General features: G+C 68.8%; 12 protein-coding genes, 2 tRNA genes and 1 pseudogene. 5 read left to right on the forward strand and 10 right to left on the reverse strand.

All coding sequences use genetic code 11. The features are described 5' to 3' along the window. Positions 1-2,625: a valine--tRNA ligase gene (locus tag ABZ906_RS17760; protein ID WP_361382969.1), complete on the reverse strand. Its 2,625-nt coding sequence runs from the start codon at positions 2,623-2,625 to the stop codon at positions 1-3. A 136-nt stretch (positions 2,626-2,761) separates the two neighbouring features. Between ABZ906_RS17760 and ABZ906_RS17765 the strand changes: the two genes are divergently transcribed. The 3 genes from ABZ906_RS17765 to ABZ906_RS17775 all read left to right on the forward strand — a co-directional run bounded on the left by ABZ906_RS17765 (position 2,762) and on the right by ABZ906_RS17775 (position 5,746). Further along, positions 2,762-3,697 carry a hypothetical protein gene (locus ABZ906_RS17765; RefSeq protein WP_361189007.1) on the forward strand — a complete coding sequence of 312 codons (936 nt, stop codon included), beginning with the start codon at positions 2,762-2,764 and terminating at the stop codon, positions 3,695-3,697. Between the two features lie 119 nt (positions 3,698-3,816). Further along, positions 3,817-4,809 (forward strand): hypothetical protein, encoded by a 993-nt coding sequence (locus ABZ906_RS17770; protein ID WP_361382971.1) that lies wholly within the window; start codon positions 3,817-3,819, stop codon positions 4,807-4,809. A 22-nt stretch (positions 4,810-4,831) separates the two neighbouring features. After that, a complete protein-coding gene (locus tag ABZ906_RS17775; protein ID WP_361382973.1) occupies positions 4,832-5,746 on the forward strand; it encodes a hypothetical protein in 915 nt (304 codons plus the stop codon). A gap of 81 nt (positions 5,747-5,827) precedes the next feature. Here the strand turns inward: ABZ906_RS17775 and clpX are convergent, their stop codons facing one another. The 5 genes from clpX to ABZ906_RS17800 form a co-directional block, all read right to left on the reverse strand. Continuing rightward, complete coding sequence (gene clpX / locus ABZ906_RS17780; RefSeq protein WP_361189001.1) at positions 5,828-7,114, reverse strand: ATP-dependent Clp protease ATP-binding subunit ClpX; 1,287 nt, start codon at positions 7,112-7,114, stop codon at positions 5,828-5,830. Between the two features lie 156 nt (positions 7,115-7,270). Next, on the reverse strand, positions 7,271-7,951 hold the full coding sequence (locus tag ABZ906_RS17785; protein ID WP_361188999.1) for an ATP-dependent Clp protease proteolytic subunit: 681 nt from the start codon (positions 7,949-7,951) through the stop codon (positions 7,271-7,273). A gap of 62 nt (positions 7,952-8,013) precedes the next feature. Further along, on the reverse strand, positions 8,014-8,619 hold the full coding sequence (locus ABZ906_RS17790) for an ATP-dependent Clp protease proteolytic subunit (protein WP_190080566.1): 606 nt from the start codon (positions 8,617-8,619) through the stop codon (positions 8,014-8,016). Between the two features lie 417 nt (positions 8,620-9,036). Then, positions 9,037-10,431 (reverse strand): trigger factor, encoded by a 1,395-nt coding sequence (gene tig, locus ABZ906_RS17795; protein WP_361382976.1) that lies wholly within the window; start codon positions 10,429-10,431, stop codon positions 9,037-9,039. 138 nt (positions 10,432-10,569) lie between these two features. After that, positions 10,570-10,646: transfer RNA gene (locus tag ABZ906_RS17800), tRNA-Pro, on the reverse strand. Positions 10,647-10,805: 159 nt separating this feature from the next. On the opposite strand from ABZ906_RS17800, the gene ABZ906_RS17805 reads away from it, so the two are divergent. Beyond that, positions 10,806-10,876, forward strand: a tRNA-Gly gene (locus ABZ906_RS17805). Between the two features lie 91 nt (positions 10,877-10,967). On the opposite strand, the pseudogene ABZ906_RS17810 reads toward ABZ906_RS17805, so the two are convergent. Both ABZ906_RS17810 and ABZ906_RS17815 read right to left on the reverse strand, forming a co-directional pair. Further along, positions 10,968-11,219, reverse strand: a pseudogene (locus tag ABZ906_RS17810) (hypothetical protein); the annotation flags it as partial. A 157-nt stretch (positions 11,220-11,376) separates the two neighbouring features. Continuing rightward, positions 11,377-11,571, reverse strand: coding sequence for a hypothetical protein (locus tag ABZ906_RS17815; protein ID WP_160505028.1), 195 nt, complete (start codon positions 11,569-11,571; stop codon positions 11,377-11,379). A gap of 630 nt (positions 11,572-12,201) precedes the next feature. Here ABZ906_RS17815 and ABZ906_RS17820 point away from each other — a divergent pair. Then, positions 12,202-13,476, forward strand: coding sequence for an acyltransferase family protein (locus tag ABZ906_RS17820; RefSeq protein ID WP_361188995.1), 1,275 nt, complete (start codon positions 12,202-12,204; stop codon positions 13,474-13,476). Here the strand turns inward: ABZ906_RS17820 and ABZ906_RS17825 are convergent. Both ABZ906_RS17825 and ABZ906_RS17830 read right to left on the reverse strand, forming a co-directional pair. After that, entirely contained in the window at positions 13,473-13,964 is a 492-nt protein-coding gene (locus tag ABZ906_RS17825) for an HD domain-containing protein (RefSeq protein ID WP_361382979.1), read from the reverse strand. The genes ABZ906_RS17820 and ABZ906_RS17825 overlap by 4 nt on opposite strands. Positions 13,965-14,213: 249 nt before the next feature. Beyond that, positions 14,214-16,667, reverse strand: coding sequence for an FtsX-like permease family protein (locus ABZ906_RS17830; RefSeq protein ID WP_361382981.1), 2,454 nt, complete (start codon positions 16,665-16,667; stop codon positions 14,214-14,216). Between the last annotated feature and the right edge of the window lie 52 nt (positions 16,668-16,719).

Consider the following 16,719-nt stretch of genomic DNA (forward strand, 5'->3'; position numbering starts at 1 on the left):
CTAGGCCTGCGGAAGGCCGTCCAGCTGGGCCTGGAGGCGGCTGATGTCGGCGTCCGCCTTGGTGAGGCGGCCCCGGATCTTGTCGACCACGTTGTCCGGCGCCTTGGCCAGGAACGCTTCGTTGCCGAGCTTGGCCGTGGCCTGCGCCTTCTCCTTCTCGGCCGCCGCGAGGTCCTTGGCGAGGCGCTTGCGCTCCGCCGCGACGTCGATCGTGCCGGACAGGTCGAGCGCGACCGTGGCGCCCGAGACCGGCAGCGTGGCGGTGGCTGCGAAGCCCTCGCCCTCCGGCTGGAGGCGCAGGAGCTGGCGGATGGCCGCCTCGTGCGGGGCGAGCGCCGTGCCGTCCAGGGTCAGGCGGGCCGGGACCTTCTGGCCCGGCTGGAGGCCCTGGTCGGCGCGGAAGCGGCGGACCTCGGTGATGACCTGCTGGAGCGTCTCGATCTCCTGCTCGGCGCCGCTGTCACGGAAGCCGCTGTCGGTCGGCCACTCGGCGATCACGAGGGACTCGCGGCCCGTGAGCGTCGTCCAGAGCGTCTCCGTGACGAACGGGACGATCGGGTGCAGCAGGCGCAGCGTCACGTCCAGGACCTCGCCGAGGACCCGCCCTGAGACCTTCGCCGCGTCGCCGCCGCCCATGAACGTCGTCTTGGACAGCTCGACGTACCAGTCGAAGACCTCGTCCCACGCGAAGTGGAAGAGGGCGTCCGACAGCTTGGCGAACTGGTAGTCGTCGTAGAACGCGTCGACCTCGGCGACCGTCGCGTTCAGCCGGGACAGGATCCAGCGGTCCGTCGCCGAGAGCTGCTCCGCGGGCGGCAGCTCGCCCTCGATCGTGGCGCCGTTCATCAGCGCGAAGCGCGTGGCGTTCCAGATCTTGTTGGCGAAGTTCCGCGAGCCCTGGACCCAGTCCTCGCCGATCGGCACGTCGACGCCCGGGTTGGCGCCGCGGGCCAGCGTGAAGCGGACGGCGTCCGAGCCGTACTTGTCCATCCAGTCGAGCGGGTTGACCGCGTTGCCGAAGGACTTCGACATCTTCTTGCCGAACTGGTCGCGGACCATGCCGTGCAGCACGATCGTGTGGAACGGCGGGGTGCCGTCCATCGCGTACAGGCCGAACATCATCATCCGGGCGACCCAGAAGAAGAGGATGTCGTAGCCGGTGACCAGGACGGAGTTCGGATAGAACTTCGCCAGGCTGTCGGTCTGCTCGGGCCAGCCGAGCGTGGAGAACGGCCACAGGCCGGAGGAGAACCAGGTGTCCAGGACGTCGGAGTCCTGGGTCCAGCCCTCGCCGGTGGGCGCCTCGTCGTCGGGTCCGACGCAGACGACCTCGCCGTTCGGGCCGTACCAGACCGGGATGCGGTGGCCCCACCACAGCTGGCGCGAGATGCACCAGTCGTGGAGGTTGTCGACCCAGTCGAAGTAGCGCTTCTCCATCTCCTGCGGGTGGATCTTGACCTTGCCGTCGCGGACCGCGTCACCGGCGGCCTTCGCGAGCGGGCCGACCTTGACCCACCACTGCATCGACAGGCGCGGCTCGATGGTGGTCTTGCAGCGCGAGCAGTGGCCCACCGAGTGCGTGTAAGGACGCTTCTCGGCGACGATGCGGCCCTCGGCGCGCAGGGCGCCGACGATGGCGGAGCGGGCTTCGAGCCGGTCCAGGCCCTGGAAGGGACCGGGCACGGTGATGACCGCGTGCTCGTCCATGACCGCGATGTTCGGCAGGTCGTGGCGCTGGCCGATCTCGAAGTCGTTCGGGTCGTGCGCCGGGGTCACCTTGACGCAGCCCGTGCCGAACTCGGGGTCGACGTGCTCGTCGGCGACGACCGGGATCGAGCGGTCGGTCAGCGGCAGCTTGATGAGCTTGCCGACGAGGTGCTTGTACCGCTCGTCGTCAGGGTGGACGGCGATGGCGGTGTCACCGAGCATCGTCTCGGCGCGGGTGGTGGCGACGACGACGGTCTCGTCGCCCTCGCCGTACTTCAGGGAGACGAGCTCGCCGTCGTCGTCCTGGTACTCGACCTCGATGTCGGAGATCGCGGTCAGACAGCGCGGGCACCAGTTGATGATGCGCTCGGCGCGGTAGATCAGCTCGTCGTCGTAGAGCTTCTTGAAGATGGTCTGGACGGACTGGGACAGGCCCTCGTCCATCGTGAACCGCTCGCGGTCCCAGTCGACGCCGTCGCCGAGGCGGCGCATCTGGCCGGAGATCTGCCCGCCGGACTCGCCCTTCCACTTCCAGACGCGCTCGATGAACTCCTCGCGCCCCAGGTCGTGGCGCGACTTGCCCTCCTTGGCGAGCTCGCGCTCCACGACGTTCTGCGTGGCGATGCCGGCGTGGTCCATGCCCGGCTGCCAGAGCGTCTCGAAGCCCTGCATGCGCTTGCGGCGGGTGAGGGCGTCGATGAGCGTGTGCTCGAAGGCGTGGCCCAGGTGCAGGGAGCCGGTGACGTTCGGCGGCGGGATGACGACGGTGTACGGAGGCTTCTCGCTCGACGCGTCGGCGGAGAAGTAGCCGCGTTCTACCCAGCGCTCGTACAGCGTCCCCTCTACCTCGGCCGGCGCGTACTGGGTCGGCAGTTCGGTGGTGGGCGCTGGATTCTGCTGCTGAGTCTTCTCGGTCACCGCTCCAGTTTAGAGGTGTCACGGACCCGTCCCGAAACCGGATTCTTGAGTAACGGTTGCCGCCCGATCCCCCACGAGGCTCTGGTGTCGGTCAGGATGTCGGCATCACATAAGCGTTCGGAGGGGAACCCACGCAATGAGCTACAACCAGCCTGGCCCGTACGGCGGGCAGCAGCCCCAGCAGCCCGGTCCTTACGGGCAGCAGCCGGGTCAGCCTGGCCCCTACGGCCAGCAGCCGCAGGCCCCTCAGCCCGGCTACGGCTACCCCCAGCAGCCCCCGCAGGGCGTCCCCCCGCAGCAGGGCGGCTACAGCCAGCCCCAGCAGCCGGGCCCGTACGGCCAGCAGCAGGGCCCCTACGGGCAGGTCCCGCCGCCCCCGCCGGCGGGTGGCGGCGGCAAGAAGACCGGCCTGATCATCGGCGCGGTCGTCGCCCTCGTCGCGATCGGCGGCGGCGTCTGGTGGTTCACGGCGGGCAAGGACGACAGCTCCTCGTCGGCCGGCAACTCGGCGGTGGCGGATGACGGCAAGCACAAGCTGGTCACGCCCGAGACGGTGCTCTCCGAGTACAAGAAGCAGGCCGGCGGCAGCGACGGCTTCAACGACGACGACATGGCCAGGGCCGAGAAGGACGGCGTCAAGAACGGCAAGCCCGTGGACGCCGAGTACCAGTCGGGCGACAAGAGCAACCCGCTGGCGCAGAAGATGATCAAGTTCATGGGCGTCTACGGCGACATCGACGACCCGTCCAAGGTCGTCGACGGCATGTTCGACAAGATGAAGACCGAGTCGGAGAAGGAGGACGCGTCCACCTCCACGGGCAAGCTGATCGGCAGCCCGAAGAGCTTCGACGCGGACGGCGCGGTCCTCAAGTGCCAGGAGACGGAGGTCAAGGGCGGCGGCTCCGGGCCCAAGTCGATCCGTATGCCGGTGTGCATCTGGGGCGACAACAGCACCCTCGGCATCGTGATCCCGGTGGACATGGCGAGCGCCATGACCGGCAAGGGCGCCTCCCTGGACGATGCCGCGGACACGACGACGAACCTCCGCAAGGAAGTACGCGTCAAGGCCTGATTTCTCGCCCGATGTCCTGACGGCGTCACCTCGCACGCAGCAGCCCCGGTCACTTCGGCCGGGGCTGCTTCCGTCAGGATGTCGGCATCACATAAGCGCACTCACGGGGGAACCCACTCATGAGCTACAACCAGCCCGGCCCTTATGGCCAGCAGCCCCAGCAGCCCGGCCCCTACGGCCAGCAGCCGCCCGCCCCGCAGCCCGGATACGGCTACCCGCCGCAGGCCCCGCAGCAGCAGCCCGGCTACGGCTACCCCCAGCAGCAGGCCCCCTACGGGCAGCAGCCCCAGGCCCCGTACGGGCAGCAGCCGCAGGCTCCCTACGGGCAGGTCCCGCCGCCTCCGCCGCACGGCGGCGGCAGCAAGAAGACCGGCATCATCATCGCCTCCGTGGTCGCGGTCGTCGCGGTCGCCGTCGGCGGCTACTTCGTCTTCGCGGGCGGTGACGACGACAAGGGCAAGAGCGGCGGCTCCTCGAACGTGGCGGGCGGCGGAGGCGGCGACACCGGCGTCAAGGACGACGGCCCGCACAAGCTGACCACTCCGGCGACGGTCCTCTCCGAGTACAAGCTGAGCAAGGAGGCCGGCGGCGGGAGCGGCATGACCTCCAGCGACATCCGGGAAGCCGAGAAGCACGGCGTGAGCAACGCCGAGGACGTCGCGGGCCAGTACCAGTCGGGCACCGAGGACAACCCGCTGTCGCAGAAGATCCTGCAGTTCAACGGCGTCTACGGCGACATAGCCGACCCGGAGAAGGTCGTCGACGCGATGTTCGACGAGGCGGAGAAGAACGCGCAGGAGGGCGGCAGCGCCAGCAGCGGCGAGAAGATGTCGCTGGTGGGCACCCCCAAGACGTACAACCCGGCCGGGCTCGACGGCGCCGTCCTCAAGTGCCAGGAGATGAAGCTCGACTTCGGCTCCTCCTCGTCGGCCGGCGCCAGCCAGGGTCCGAGCGAGATGTCGATGGCCACCTGCATCTGGGGCGACAAGAGCACGCTCGGCATCGTGATCACCACGGACGTGGCGAACGCGATGGCCGGCAAGAGCGCCGACCTCGACGAGGCCGCGGAGAAGACGGCCAAGTTCCGCAAGGAAGTCCGCGTCAAGCTCTGACGGCCCGAGGAGAACCCACGCAATGAGCTACAACCAGCCTGGCCCGTACGGCGGTCAGCAGCCCCAGCAGCCCGGCCCCTACGGGCAGCAGGGGCCCTACGGCGCCCCCCAACAGCCGCCCGCCCCGCAGCCCGGATACGGCTACCCGCAGCAGCCCCAGGGCCCCTACGGGCAGCAGCCCCCGGGTCCGTACGGGCAGCAGCCGCATGCCCCCTACGGGCAGGTTCCGCCGCCTCCCCCGCAGGGCGGCGGCGGCAAGAAGGCCGGGATCATCGTCGGTGCCGTCGTCGCGATCGCCGCGGTCGGCGCCGGGGTGTGGTGGTTCACCGCGGGCAAGGACGGCGGTTCCGTCGCCGACGACGGCAAGACGTACACGCTGACGACGCCCGCGTCCGTCCTCGGCGGCGAGTACAAGAAGTCCGACTCGGCCGGTGGCGGCGGCGGTATGTCGTCGAGTGACCTCAAGGACCTGGAGGAGCGCGGCGTCAGCGGCCCCAAGGACGTCCACGCCGCGTACAACTCCGGCTCGGGCACGACCATGAAGAGCCTCAACTTCTCCGGTGTGTACGGCGAGATCGACGACCCGGAGAAGGTCGTGGACGGCATGTTCGCCGAGATGAAGAGGAAGTCCAAGGAGGAGCCCGGCAGCGTGACGCTCATCGGCAGCCCCGAGGAGTTCACCCCGGACGGCTTCGACAACGGCGTGATGAAGTGCCAGAAGGCCGAGTTCAGGCTCGGCGCCCCCGACGAGGCCGAGCAGGAGGGCGTCCCCAACACCTTCCAGACGCCGATGTGCATCTGGGGCGACCACAGCACGGTCGCCTCCGTCGGGCACTCCGACGCGAGCGCCACGGCGAGCGGCAAGGACATCTCCCTCGACACGGCCGCGGATCTGGCCGCCAAGCTCCGCGCCGACGTCCGCACCGAGGCCAAGTAGCCCCGCACGGCGACACGTTGAAGGGGGCGTCCCGCGATCACTCGCGGGGCGCCCCCTTCGTCGTACGCGACGGGCTGCCGCCTAGGCGGACTTCATCTCGCCCGACCCGGAACCCCGCGCGTCGCGCGGCACCAGCGTCGGGTTGACGTTCGAGTGGACGACGTCCGCCGTGATGACCACGCGGGCCACGTCCTTGCGGGACGGGACCTCGTACATCACCGACTGGAGGACTTCCTCCATGATGGCGCGCAGGCCCCGCGCGCCGGTCTGGCGCAGGATCGCCTGGTCGGCGATGGCCTCCAGGGCCTCGCGCTCGAAGTCCAGCTCCACGCCGTCGAGTTCGAAGAGGCGCTGGTACTGCTTCACCAGGGCGTTGCGCGGCTCCACCAGGATCTGGAGCAGGGCCTCGCGGTCCAGGTTGTGGACCGAAGTGATCACGGGAAGGCGGCCGATGAACTCCGGGATCATCCCGAACTTCACCAGGTCCTCCGGCATGATGTCCTCGAACCGGTCCTTCTCCTGGAGCTCGCGCTTGGAGTGGATCGTGGCGCCGAAGCCGATGCCCTTCGCGCCCGCCCGCGACTCGATGATCTTCTCGAGGCCGGCGAAGGCGCCGCCCACGATGAAGAGCACGTTCGTCGTGTCGATCTGGATGAACTCCTGGTGCGGGTGCTTGCGTCCGCCCTGCGGCGGAACGGAAGCCGTGGTGCCTTCCAGGATCTTCAGCAGAGCCTGCTGGACACCCTCGCCCGAGACATCGCGGGTGATCGACGGGTTCTCGCTCTTACGGGCGACCTTGTCGATCTCGTCGATGTAGATGATGCCCGTCTCGGCCTTCTTGACGTCGTAGTCAGCGGCCTGGATGAGCTTCAGGAGGATGTTCTCGACGTCCTCGCCGACATAGCCCGCCTCCGTGAGCGCCGTCGCGTCCGCGATGGCGAACGGGACGTTCAGCATGCGGGCGAGCGTCTGCGCGAGCAGCGTCTTGCCGGAGCCGGTCGGGCCGAGCAGCAGGATGTTGGACTTCGCGAGTTCGATCGCGTCGTCACGGCCCTGCGCGCCGCCGGTCTCGCCGGCCTGGACCCGCTTGTAGTGGTTGTAGACCGCTACCGAGAGGGCTTTCTTCGCGGGCTCCTGGCCCACGACATACCCCTCGAGGAATTCGTAGATCTCGCGAGGCTTGGGGAGTTCCTCCCACCGCACCTCGCTCGTCTCCGCGAGCTCTTCCTCGATGATCTCGTTGCAGAGGTCGATGCACTCATCGCAGATGTACACACCGGGACCTGCGATGAGCTTCTTGACCTGCTTCTGACTCTTCCCGCAGAACGAGCACTTGAGCAGATCGCCGCCGTCACCGATGCGTGCCACGAGGTGCTTCCCCTTCGCCTGGGAGACGCCACGTTCAGCGACTCCTGGTGCCTCATATCCGACGGTACCTTGCCTGGCCCCCCGTTCGGGCCCCCCTTGGCACGGTTCACTTTGCCGTGGACCGTGCCAAGGAACGGCAGATGCTACAGCCCTGCGTCAGACGACCGACGAATTGTTCATCTTCCGGGTGGAGATGATCTGGTCGACCAGGCCGTACGACAGGGCGTCCTCGGCAGTGAGGATCTTGTCGCGCTCGATGTCGTCGCGGATCTTCTCGATCGGCGTCGTCGAGTGCTTGGCCAGCATCTCCTCCAGCTGCGAGCGCATCCGGAGGATCTCGTTCGCGGCGATCTCCAGGTCGGAGACCTGACCGCGGCCCGTCTCGCTGTAGGGCTGGTGGATCAGGACGCGGGCGTTCGGGAGCGCCATGCGCTTGCCCGGCGTACCGGCCGCGAGGAGCACCGCTGCGGCGGACGCGGCCTGACCCATGCAGACCGTCTGCACGTCGGGCTTCACGAACTGCATCGTGTCGTAGATCGCCGTCAGCGCCGTGAAGGAGCCGCCGGGGCTGTTGATGTAGATCGAGATGTCACGGTCGGGGTCCATCGACTCCAGGCACAGGAGCTGCGCCATGACGTCGTTGGCGGACGCGTCGTCGATCTGCACGCCGAGGAAGATCACGCGCTCCTCGAAGAGCTTCGCGTACGGGTCGTACTCACGGACGCCCTGCGAGGTGCGCTCGACGAAGCGCGGGATGACGTAGCGGGACTCGGCGGTCGGGCCGGTGTACTCGGCCTGGGCGCGCTCGTAGAGGCCGCTGCCGGGGAAGTTCTTCATCTCTGTAGGTCTCCTGAGGAGCGTGGGCTTGGGTCGGCTTCGGAAGGGCTGAGCGGTGAGGCTCAGGCTCCGGTGCCGCCGCCGCCCGGCATGCTGGCCGCGTTGGGCATGATGTCGTCGATGAGGCCGTACTCCTTGGCCTCCTGCGGGTCGAACCAGCGGTCGCGGTCCGAGTCGCGGGTGACCTGCTCGACGGTCTGACCCGTGTGGAACGCGGTGAGCTCGGCCATCTTCTTCTTCGTGAGAAGGAGACGCTCGGCGTGGATCTTGATGTCCGACGCGGAGCCCGCGAGTCCGGCGGAGGGCTGGTGGATCAGGATCTCGGCGTTCGGCAGCGCGAAGCGCTTGCCGGGCGTACCGGCGCTGAGCAGGAACTGGCCCATCGAGGCCGCCATGCCCATCGCGATCGTCACCACGTCGTTCTGGATGTACTGCATGGTGTCGTAGATCGCCATGCCGGCCGTGATGGATCCACCGGGGCTGTTGATGTAAAGGAAGATGTCCTTGTCCGGCTCTGCGGCAAGGAGCAGCAACTGCGCGGTGATCTTGTTGGCGATGTCGTCGTCCACGGCCTGGCCGAGGAAGATGATCCGCTCGCCGAGCAGCCGGTTGTAGACCTGGTCGCCGAGGCCACCACCGATGGAGGGGTCGCCGGCGGCGGAGGGCATCAGATTCGTCACGTATCCACCTGCTCGTCTTACGACGGCGCCGGGCCGTCTCACGTCTTCTTCTGAGGCTTGGGACCCCGCGTGCTCGCCGCTCCGGGACGGCTTCGGGGACTCCCCTGCCCTCGTATTCATGGACCCTAACGCTCAGCCCCGTCCGGGGAATCCCGCAAAGGTGACTGTTCGCTGTGAGCGCAGGTTCTGGCGGGGGCGCCTCGTCAGCCGCCGGGTCGCCCCGTCAGGGGCGCGGGGAACTGCGCGGCCCGCCCCCACGGGCCCGCGGCCGCGTGTGCGGCAGCAGGCTCCGTGGCGGGTGCGGCTCGTACGTGGTTGCTCGCGCCGTTCCCCGCGCCCCTAAGGGCGCGACAGGCCCCCGGGATGCGATCCCGGGGGCCTGTCGTACGAGCGTCAGAGCGAGGCTCAGGCCTCGGTCTTCTCGGCCTTCTCCTCGGCGGAGTCGGAGGGCTCGGTCTGCTCGCCCTCGGCGGCAGCCGTCTCCTCTTCCTCGTCGTCGAGGTCCACGACCTCGCCGTTCGTGTCCTTGACCGTGGCGGCCTCCACGACGACCGCGAGGGCCTTGCCGCGGGCGACCTCGCCGACCAGCATCGGGACCTGGCCGCCCTCGACGACGGCCTGGGCGAACTGGTCGGGGGACATGCCGGAGGACTGCGCGCGACGCATGAGGTGCTCGGTGAGCTCCTCCTGGTTCACGTTCAGCTTCTCCTTGTTGACGAGCTCGTCAAGGACGAACTGCGTCTTGATGCCCTTCTCGGCCTGCTCCTTGGTCTCGGCGTCGAACTCTTCCTCGGTCTTGCCCTGGATCTCCAGGTACTTCGCGAGGTCGAGGCCCATCTGGCCGAGCTGGTGGTTGACCAGGTTGTGCTTGCGGGTCTCGATCTCGTCCGCGAGGAGCTTCTCGGGGACGGGGACCTCGACCAGCTCGAGCAGCTTCTCCAGGACGCGCTCCTGCGCCTGGGTCGCCTGGTCGTACTGCTTCATGTTCTCGAGGCGCTTGCGGCTGTCCGCCTTGACCTCGTCCAGGGTGTCGAACTCCGACGCGAGCTGCGCGAAGTCGTCGTCCAGGGCGGGCAGCTCACGGGCGGCGACCTGGGTGACCTTGACGGTCACCTCGGACTCCTTGCCGGCGGCAGAGCCGCCCTTGAGCTCGGAGGTGAAGGTGGCCTCGCCACCGGCCTCCAGGCCCGTGACGGCCTCGTCGATGCCTTCGAGGAGCTCGCCGGAGCCGATCGTGTAGGAAACGCCGGAAGCGACGCCGTCCTCCAGGACCTCGCCGTCGACCTTGGCCTCCAGGTCGATCGTCACGACGTCGCCGTCCTCGGCGGCACGCTCGACCGGCGAGGTGGACGCGAAGCGCTCACGGAGCTCCTCGACGGCCTTGTCGACGTCCTCGTCGCTGACCTCGACGGCGTCGACCTCGACCTCGATGCCCGAGTAGTCCGGGATCTCGATCGCGGGACGGATGTCGACCTCAGCGGTGAAGTTGAGGGTCTCGTTGTCCTTCAGCTCGGTGATGTCCACCTCGGGCTGGCCCAGGACGTTGAGCTCGGCCTCGTTCACGGCCTCGGTGTAGAACTTCGGGAGCGCGTCGTTGACGGCCTCTTCGAGGACGGCGCCGCGGCCGAACCGCTGGTCGATGACTCGGGCCGGGATCTTGCCCTTGCGGAAGCCCTTCACCGTGACCTGCTGGTTGATCTTCTTGTAGGCCGCGTCGAGGCTGTCCTTGAGCTCCTCGAAGGGCACCTCAACAGTGAGCCGAACCCGGGTCGGGTTCAGGGTCTCCACGGCGCTCTTCACGGTTCGGTCTCCTTGGGGCTGACTTCTTGGGATTGAGCCCGGCTCAGAGACACACGGGCACACAGCTTGCATAGTAACGGCAAGCGGGAGCCGACCCACAATGCGATCTTGTGAGGGAGATCGTGGAAGAGATCCTGCTGGTCGGGGTGGCGGGATTTGAACCCACGGCCTTCCGCTCCCAAAGCGGACGCGCTACCAAGCTGCGCCACACCCCGTCGGTGCGACACGTAGGGTACATGCCCGCAGGCAGTGCGGAGCCCGCTTAATCGCGAGTACGTACGGGGTGTGCGGGGAGGTCCTTTGACCCGCTACGATGCTTGCCGTGCCGCGGTCGCCAACCAGCAGCGTCCTTGACGTTCCGCGGCGTGTGTCATGCGGGTGTAGCTCAATGGTAGAGCCCTAGTCTTCCAAACTAGCTACGCGGGTTCGATTCCCGTCACCCGCTCTGTATGGCCTCCGGCCCGGTTCCTCGGAACCGGGGCGGAGGCTTTTTCACGTCCGGTTCACGTCCGGTGCCGCGGGGTCCTTGAGGACGTGAGCATCACGTTGGCCGGTTTCGGGTCCCGGCGGACCACTCCGACCCGGTGAATGTCACGGAGGGTTTCCGTCGGGCCCGCCGCGAGCGGGGTACGGCACCCGGGGTCGCCGGCGTACCGGCCGCAGACGCCCTTCGGCGCGAGGCGCCGCCCCGAGGCGGAACGGGCGGGACACACGACGCCCATGCCGCCGGAGCCGAGCCGGCAGCAGAGCCGGCCGTCGTGCCGGTCGTCGATCAGGCAGTCGCCGATCCGATCCCTTTCCGAGTCGCGTCCGATCCCCGTCCGAGTCGCGCGGCGCCGTCGTCGCGGACCGTCCCCGCGCGCCTCAGCCCGAATGCCCCGGGCCGAGCGGGCGGCGTACGCACGGCAGACCGCGCAGGTCCCCCGGAACAGGTCGCAGGGTCCCTCAGAAGCTGATCGAGTTGATGGTCTCGGCCACCTCGTTGAGGAAGCGGTTTATGGAAGGGGCCATTCCAGTTGAGGCGAGGAAGAACCCGAAGAGCACCGCGACGATCGCGGGCCCCGCTTTGATCGATCCTCCGCGGATCAGCACGATGAGGATGATCGCCAACAGCAACACCACTGACAGCGAAATGGCCACACTGATCACACCCTAGGTCGGTCTCTCCCCGGCCCGGGGGGTACGACCCACGCACACCCCCGCCAGGACCATCGTGCCACCAACGCGCCGTCCGTATGCGGCCGGTGACACATCGTCGGCCAAGGCCGCACGTGACCGGCGTGGGCCCCGTGTACGGGGGCGCCCTTGGGGCACACGAACACAGTGCCCCCGCACGGCAATTCGAGGCCCGCGCACGACCACTAATTCGGCTTGATCGTTTCCATGGACACACAACTCGTTCGCAGGAAATTCGAATTGTTGTCGGACGCACACCACGGGCGCCACAAAGGGTCAATCAACCGGACATTTCGCCAGAGTCGCCTGCGGGCGGTATGCGGCGTTTAAGGGGGATGAGATGTGACGTAATGGACATCCGACCCCATGGTTCGAGCGTGACATGAGAGGAATCCGCATGTCGACTCCCGTGATTTCTGGGTACTCGGACCGTAATACTCCTGAACCGTCTGTGATTGAGATGACAGCCGAGTTGAGGGTTTTACGAATACACACGAGCGACGCTAGGGTGCCTCAGATGTTCCACGCTGCCACCATCCCCGCAAGCGCAGTGCGGTCCAGGATCGTCCCACCGAGCCTTTGGTGGGAGGGCCTGTGACGAACTCGGTTCAACCGCACGGCCGCCACCGGGCGCCACTCCCCCCGGCACATGTGCCCGCGGACGGAGTACCCGGCCCCCGCGCCCCCCAATCCACCATGGCCGCGACCGTTCCCCACGCTCCGGCCGGCACCACCGCTCGACCCGTCCCCACGGGCCACTCGGGCTCCACCGGCACCACGGAACACGCCGGTACCAGCAGCGGCAGACCCTCCCCCACGGGTCAGCCCGCCAAGCAGCGCGACTCCTTCTTCGACAACGCCAAGTATCTGGCGATCGTCCTGGTAGCGATGGCGCACGCCTGGGAACCGCTGACGGACGGCAGCCGCGCCGCAGAGGCGCTGTACATGACCGTCTACACCTTCCACATGCCGGCGTTCATCCTGATCTCCGGCTACTTCTCGCGCAGCTTCGACATGCGGTCCGACCGGCTCAAGCGCCTGGTCACCGGCATCGCCGTGCCGTACGTCATCTTCGAAGTCGCGTACACCTTCTTCAAGCGCTACGCGGACAACGATCCGACGCAGCCGATCAGTCTGCTCGACCCCTGGTACCTCACCTGGTTCCTGGTCGCGCTCTTCGTCTGGCGGCTCACCACCCCGCTGTGGAAGCTCGTCCGCTGGCCGATTCCGCTCGCGCTCGCCATCGCGGTGCTCGCCTCCGTCTCACCGGACATCGGCGACGACCTCGACCTCCAACGCGTACTGCAGTTCCTGCCCTTCTTCGTGCTCGGCCTGTTCATGAAGCCCGAGTACTTCCAGCTGGTGCGGCGCCGCGAGGTGCGGCTGCTCTCCATCCCGATTTTCGCGAGCGCACTGCTTCTCGCGTACTGGGCGGGACCGCGGATGACCTCCGCCTGGTTCTACCGGCGGGACAGCGCACAGGAGTTGGGTGCGCCGTGGTGGGCCGGTGTCGTGATGACGCTGGCGCTGTTCGGCTGCTCCGCGATCCTGACCGCGTGCTTCTTCGCGTGGGTGCCGCGCCGGAAGATGTGGTTCACGGTCCTCGGCGCGGGCACGCTGTACGGCTACCTGCTGCACGGCTTCCTGGCCAAGGGCTCGCGCTTCTGGGGCTGGTTCGACGACTACGACTGGATGCATACGCCTGTCGGGCAGATCATCGTGTCGTTGATCGCCGCGTCGGTGGTGACGCTTCTCTGTACGCCTCCGGTGCAGCGGATGTTCCGCTTCGCCATGGAGCCGAAGATGGAGTGGGCGTTCAAGCGGGATGCCGCGGCGTTGGCCAGGGAGCGGGCGAAGTCCTCTTCCTAGCCGTGGTTCTGGTTCTGGTTCTGGTCCTGTCCGTGTGACTGGATGCCCAATAGGGCGCGCATGTTGGCGTATTTCGCCGTGAGGCGAGTGCGGGTCGGCCCGTCTAGCTCTGCTAGGCGGGCCGCGTTCGCGTTGTGGGCCAGGTCCGCCTCCTTCACCAGGCGGGCGCCGGGGGTGGCGAGGATGCGGGCGGCGTACGTCTCCGGGGGCTCGCCCGGCTGTTTCGTCAGGGCGCGGATGATGGCCTTGGTGTACGGGGTCAGGGGTGCGGTCCGCAGCCACTCTTCGGTGAGGGCGTTGTCCTCTATGGCGTCGTGGAGCCATGCGGCTGCGATTTGTTCTGGCGAGCCGCCTCGGTCCTGGACTCCCTTGGCCACGGCTTCCAGGTGCTCTGTGTAGGGGCGGCCCGCTTTGTCTTTCTGGGTCGCGTGGGCCTGGCGGGCGAGGGCTTCTACCTCTGCGAGGGGCATGGGGTGGCTGGGGTTCATGCGGAGATTCTTTCCCCAACCCCGCCCCTTCCCGAAAACTCGCTGGCGCGAGGGCCTTGTGCGTACCGTCATCACCGGCTCCGCCGAGTTCGTCCTCAAACGCCGGACAGGCTGGAAGTTTCCGGCCGGGCTGGAAACTTCCAGCCCGGCCGGCGATTGAGGCCATCTTGTCCGGGGTCTGGGGCAGAGCCCCAGGCAGGTCCGGGGCGCAGGCACGGTTTTTGGGAAGGGGCGGGGTTGGGGAAAGAATCAGTTCCTGCCCCGCAGCGCCGCCCGCGCCGGGAGTGATGTTGCCGCCAGGCCCAGGGCGACCGCCCCGCCCGCGAAGGAGCCGTACAGCAGGGGCGGGATGTGCGGGGACTCGCCCGTGAGGCCGTTCATCATGGGGACCAGCGTCGCCAGGGCGATCGCCGAGCCGATCACGACCCCCGCGCACGCGACGAGAAGCGCCTCCCACCGCACCATCCGCATCACCTGCCGCCGAGTCGAGCCGATCAGGCGCAGCGTGCCGAGTTCGCGGCGGCGGTCGAGGACCGTCATCACCAGGGTGTTCGCCGCGGCGATCGCCGCGAACCCGCCGAGTACGGCCGCCATCACCGTGTTCGCCCAGGCGTTGACCGCGCGGTCGGTGGACTGGGCGGTGGCGTAGGCGTCGCGGTCCCTGAGCGTGCCGAGGGCGGTCAGGGCCCGCGGGGCTCCGCCCTTCGTCCAGATCTCCGTGGAGAGGGACGAGGTCACGTGCGGCTTCAAGTCGGCGGAGGGGAGCGTGACTTGGGAGAGGCCCAGGCCGCGGCCGTACGTGGCGGCCACCTTCGGTGATGCCTTCGTGCCGTCGGGCATGCGCAGGGCCATGCGCTCCCCCACCTTCACGTGCGCCGAGTCCGCCAGCTTCGCGTCCACGGCGATCTCGCCGCTGCCGAGCGAGGCCATCGTGCCCGTCCTGACGTCCAGGTCCTGGACCTTGGCCAGGTCACGGGACGAGCCCGTCACCCCCTGCGTCGACGCCGACTCCAGCCAGCGGTCGCCGCCCGAGCCCACCGGCACCAGGACGGAGGTCTTGAGGATGCCCACGGCCGACGTGACTCCGGGGGCCCGGCCCGCCTTCTCGACCCCGTCGGCCGTCACTCCCGCTCCCGACGCCGAGACGATGTGGTCCGCCGTGATGCCCGCGCGCTGCTGGTCGGCGGCGACCCGGTCCTCGCTGGTGTGCATGAAGACGAGGGTCGACGAGAACGCCATCGCGAGGACGATCGGGGTGATCGCCGAGGCCATCCGGCGGGCGTTCGTACGGGAGTTGGCCGCCGCGAGCGAGGCGGAGGCGCCCGCTCCGCGCAGCGGGAGTCCGAACAGGGCCGCGCAGCCGCGGGCGACCAGCGGGCCGAGCAGGGCCACGGCGAGCATGAACAGCATGACGATGCCGAGCGCCACGTTGGCCGCGTCGTCGCCCGTAAGGGAGGAGGCGATCCCGGCGAGGACGCAGCCGCCGACGGCCGCCGCGATGCCCAGCGGCGTACGGATCCAGCCGGGGCGCAGGCGTTCCACCGAGGACTCGGCGAGCGCCTGGCCCGGCCTGATGCGGGAGGGGCGGCGGGCCGCGAGGTAGCCGGAGACCAGCGCGGTGACGACGGCGACGCCGACCGCCGAGACGAGGGGGATGAAGGAGACGGAGAGGTCCAGGGCCCCGGGGATCGCGCCCCTGTCCTTCAGCTGCCCGAACCACCAGTCGGCCAGGGCGATTCCGGGCAGGACGCCGACCGCTCCGGCGAGGGGCGCGACGAGCAGGGCTTCGGTGGCGATGGTGCGGCGGATCTGGCGGGGTGTCGTGCCGATGGCCCGCAGCAGCGCGTACTCACGGGCTCGCTGGCCCACGGAGAGCGCGACGGTGCCCGCCGCGGTGAACATGGCGACCATGGTGGCGATGCCGCCGAAGGAGCCGCCGAGTCCGGTCAGCATCTCCTCGGCGTAGGCGAGTTGGGAGCCCTCGGCGGCGCTGCGGTCATCGCCCGTGTGGACCTGGACCTTGTCCCCGACGGCGTGCGCCACCTGCGACTTGAGGGTGGCGTCCGTGACGCCCGCCTCGGGCAGGACCGCGATGGCGTCAACGCGGTCAGGGTGCCCGGAGAGGCGTATGGCGTCGGCGTCGGTGAACCAGGCGGTGAGCGCTCCTTGCGGGGACTTCACGGTGCCCGAGACGCGGAAATCGCGGGGGCCGTCCGCCGTGGTCAGCGTGGTGTGTTCGCCGACGGACGCGCCGGGCGCGGCGATGACGACCTCGCCGGGCTTCGGGGCGCGGCCCGCGGTGAGCTTCTCGCCGGTGAAGGCGGTGGAGCCCCAGCCGTGCGCGGTGACGCTCCTGCCGCCGGACTGCACCGGGAAGGTGACGTCCGCGACGGCGGTGCGCGCGCCGGGCACCAAACCCGCCTTCGCCAGGAGGGAGTCGTCGATCCTGGCCCGGTCGGGCAGCGGTGTGGCCGACTCGGACCGGCTGTCGCCGCTGCCGGTGACGAAGTGGGCCCGCTGGTCGGCGGCGACCACCACGGGGGCGCCGGCGTACCGGGTGGGCGGCATCGAGGCCCGTGCTCCCGTCTCCAGGAGGATGCCGCACGCGGACACGATCATCGCGGCCATCATCAGCGCGACGAACGTGCCCGCGAACGCCGACGGTTTGAAGCGGACGGCGGCGCGGGCGAGGCCGTTGGGCATGGGGATTCTCCGGAGTCGGGCACCCCTGAGGGCGCGGGAAACTGCGCGGCCC

The organism is Streptomyces sp. NPDC046925 (assembly GCF_040644915.1).
Lineage (GTDB): Bacteria > Actinomycetota > Actinomycetes > Streptomycetales > Streptomycetaceae > Streptomyces.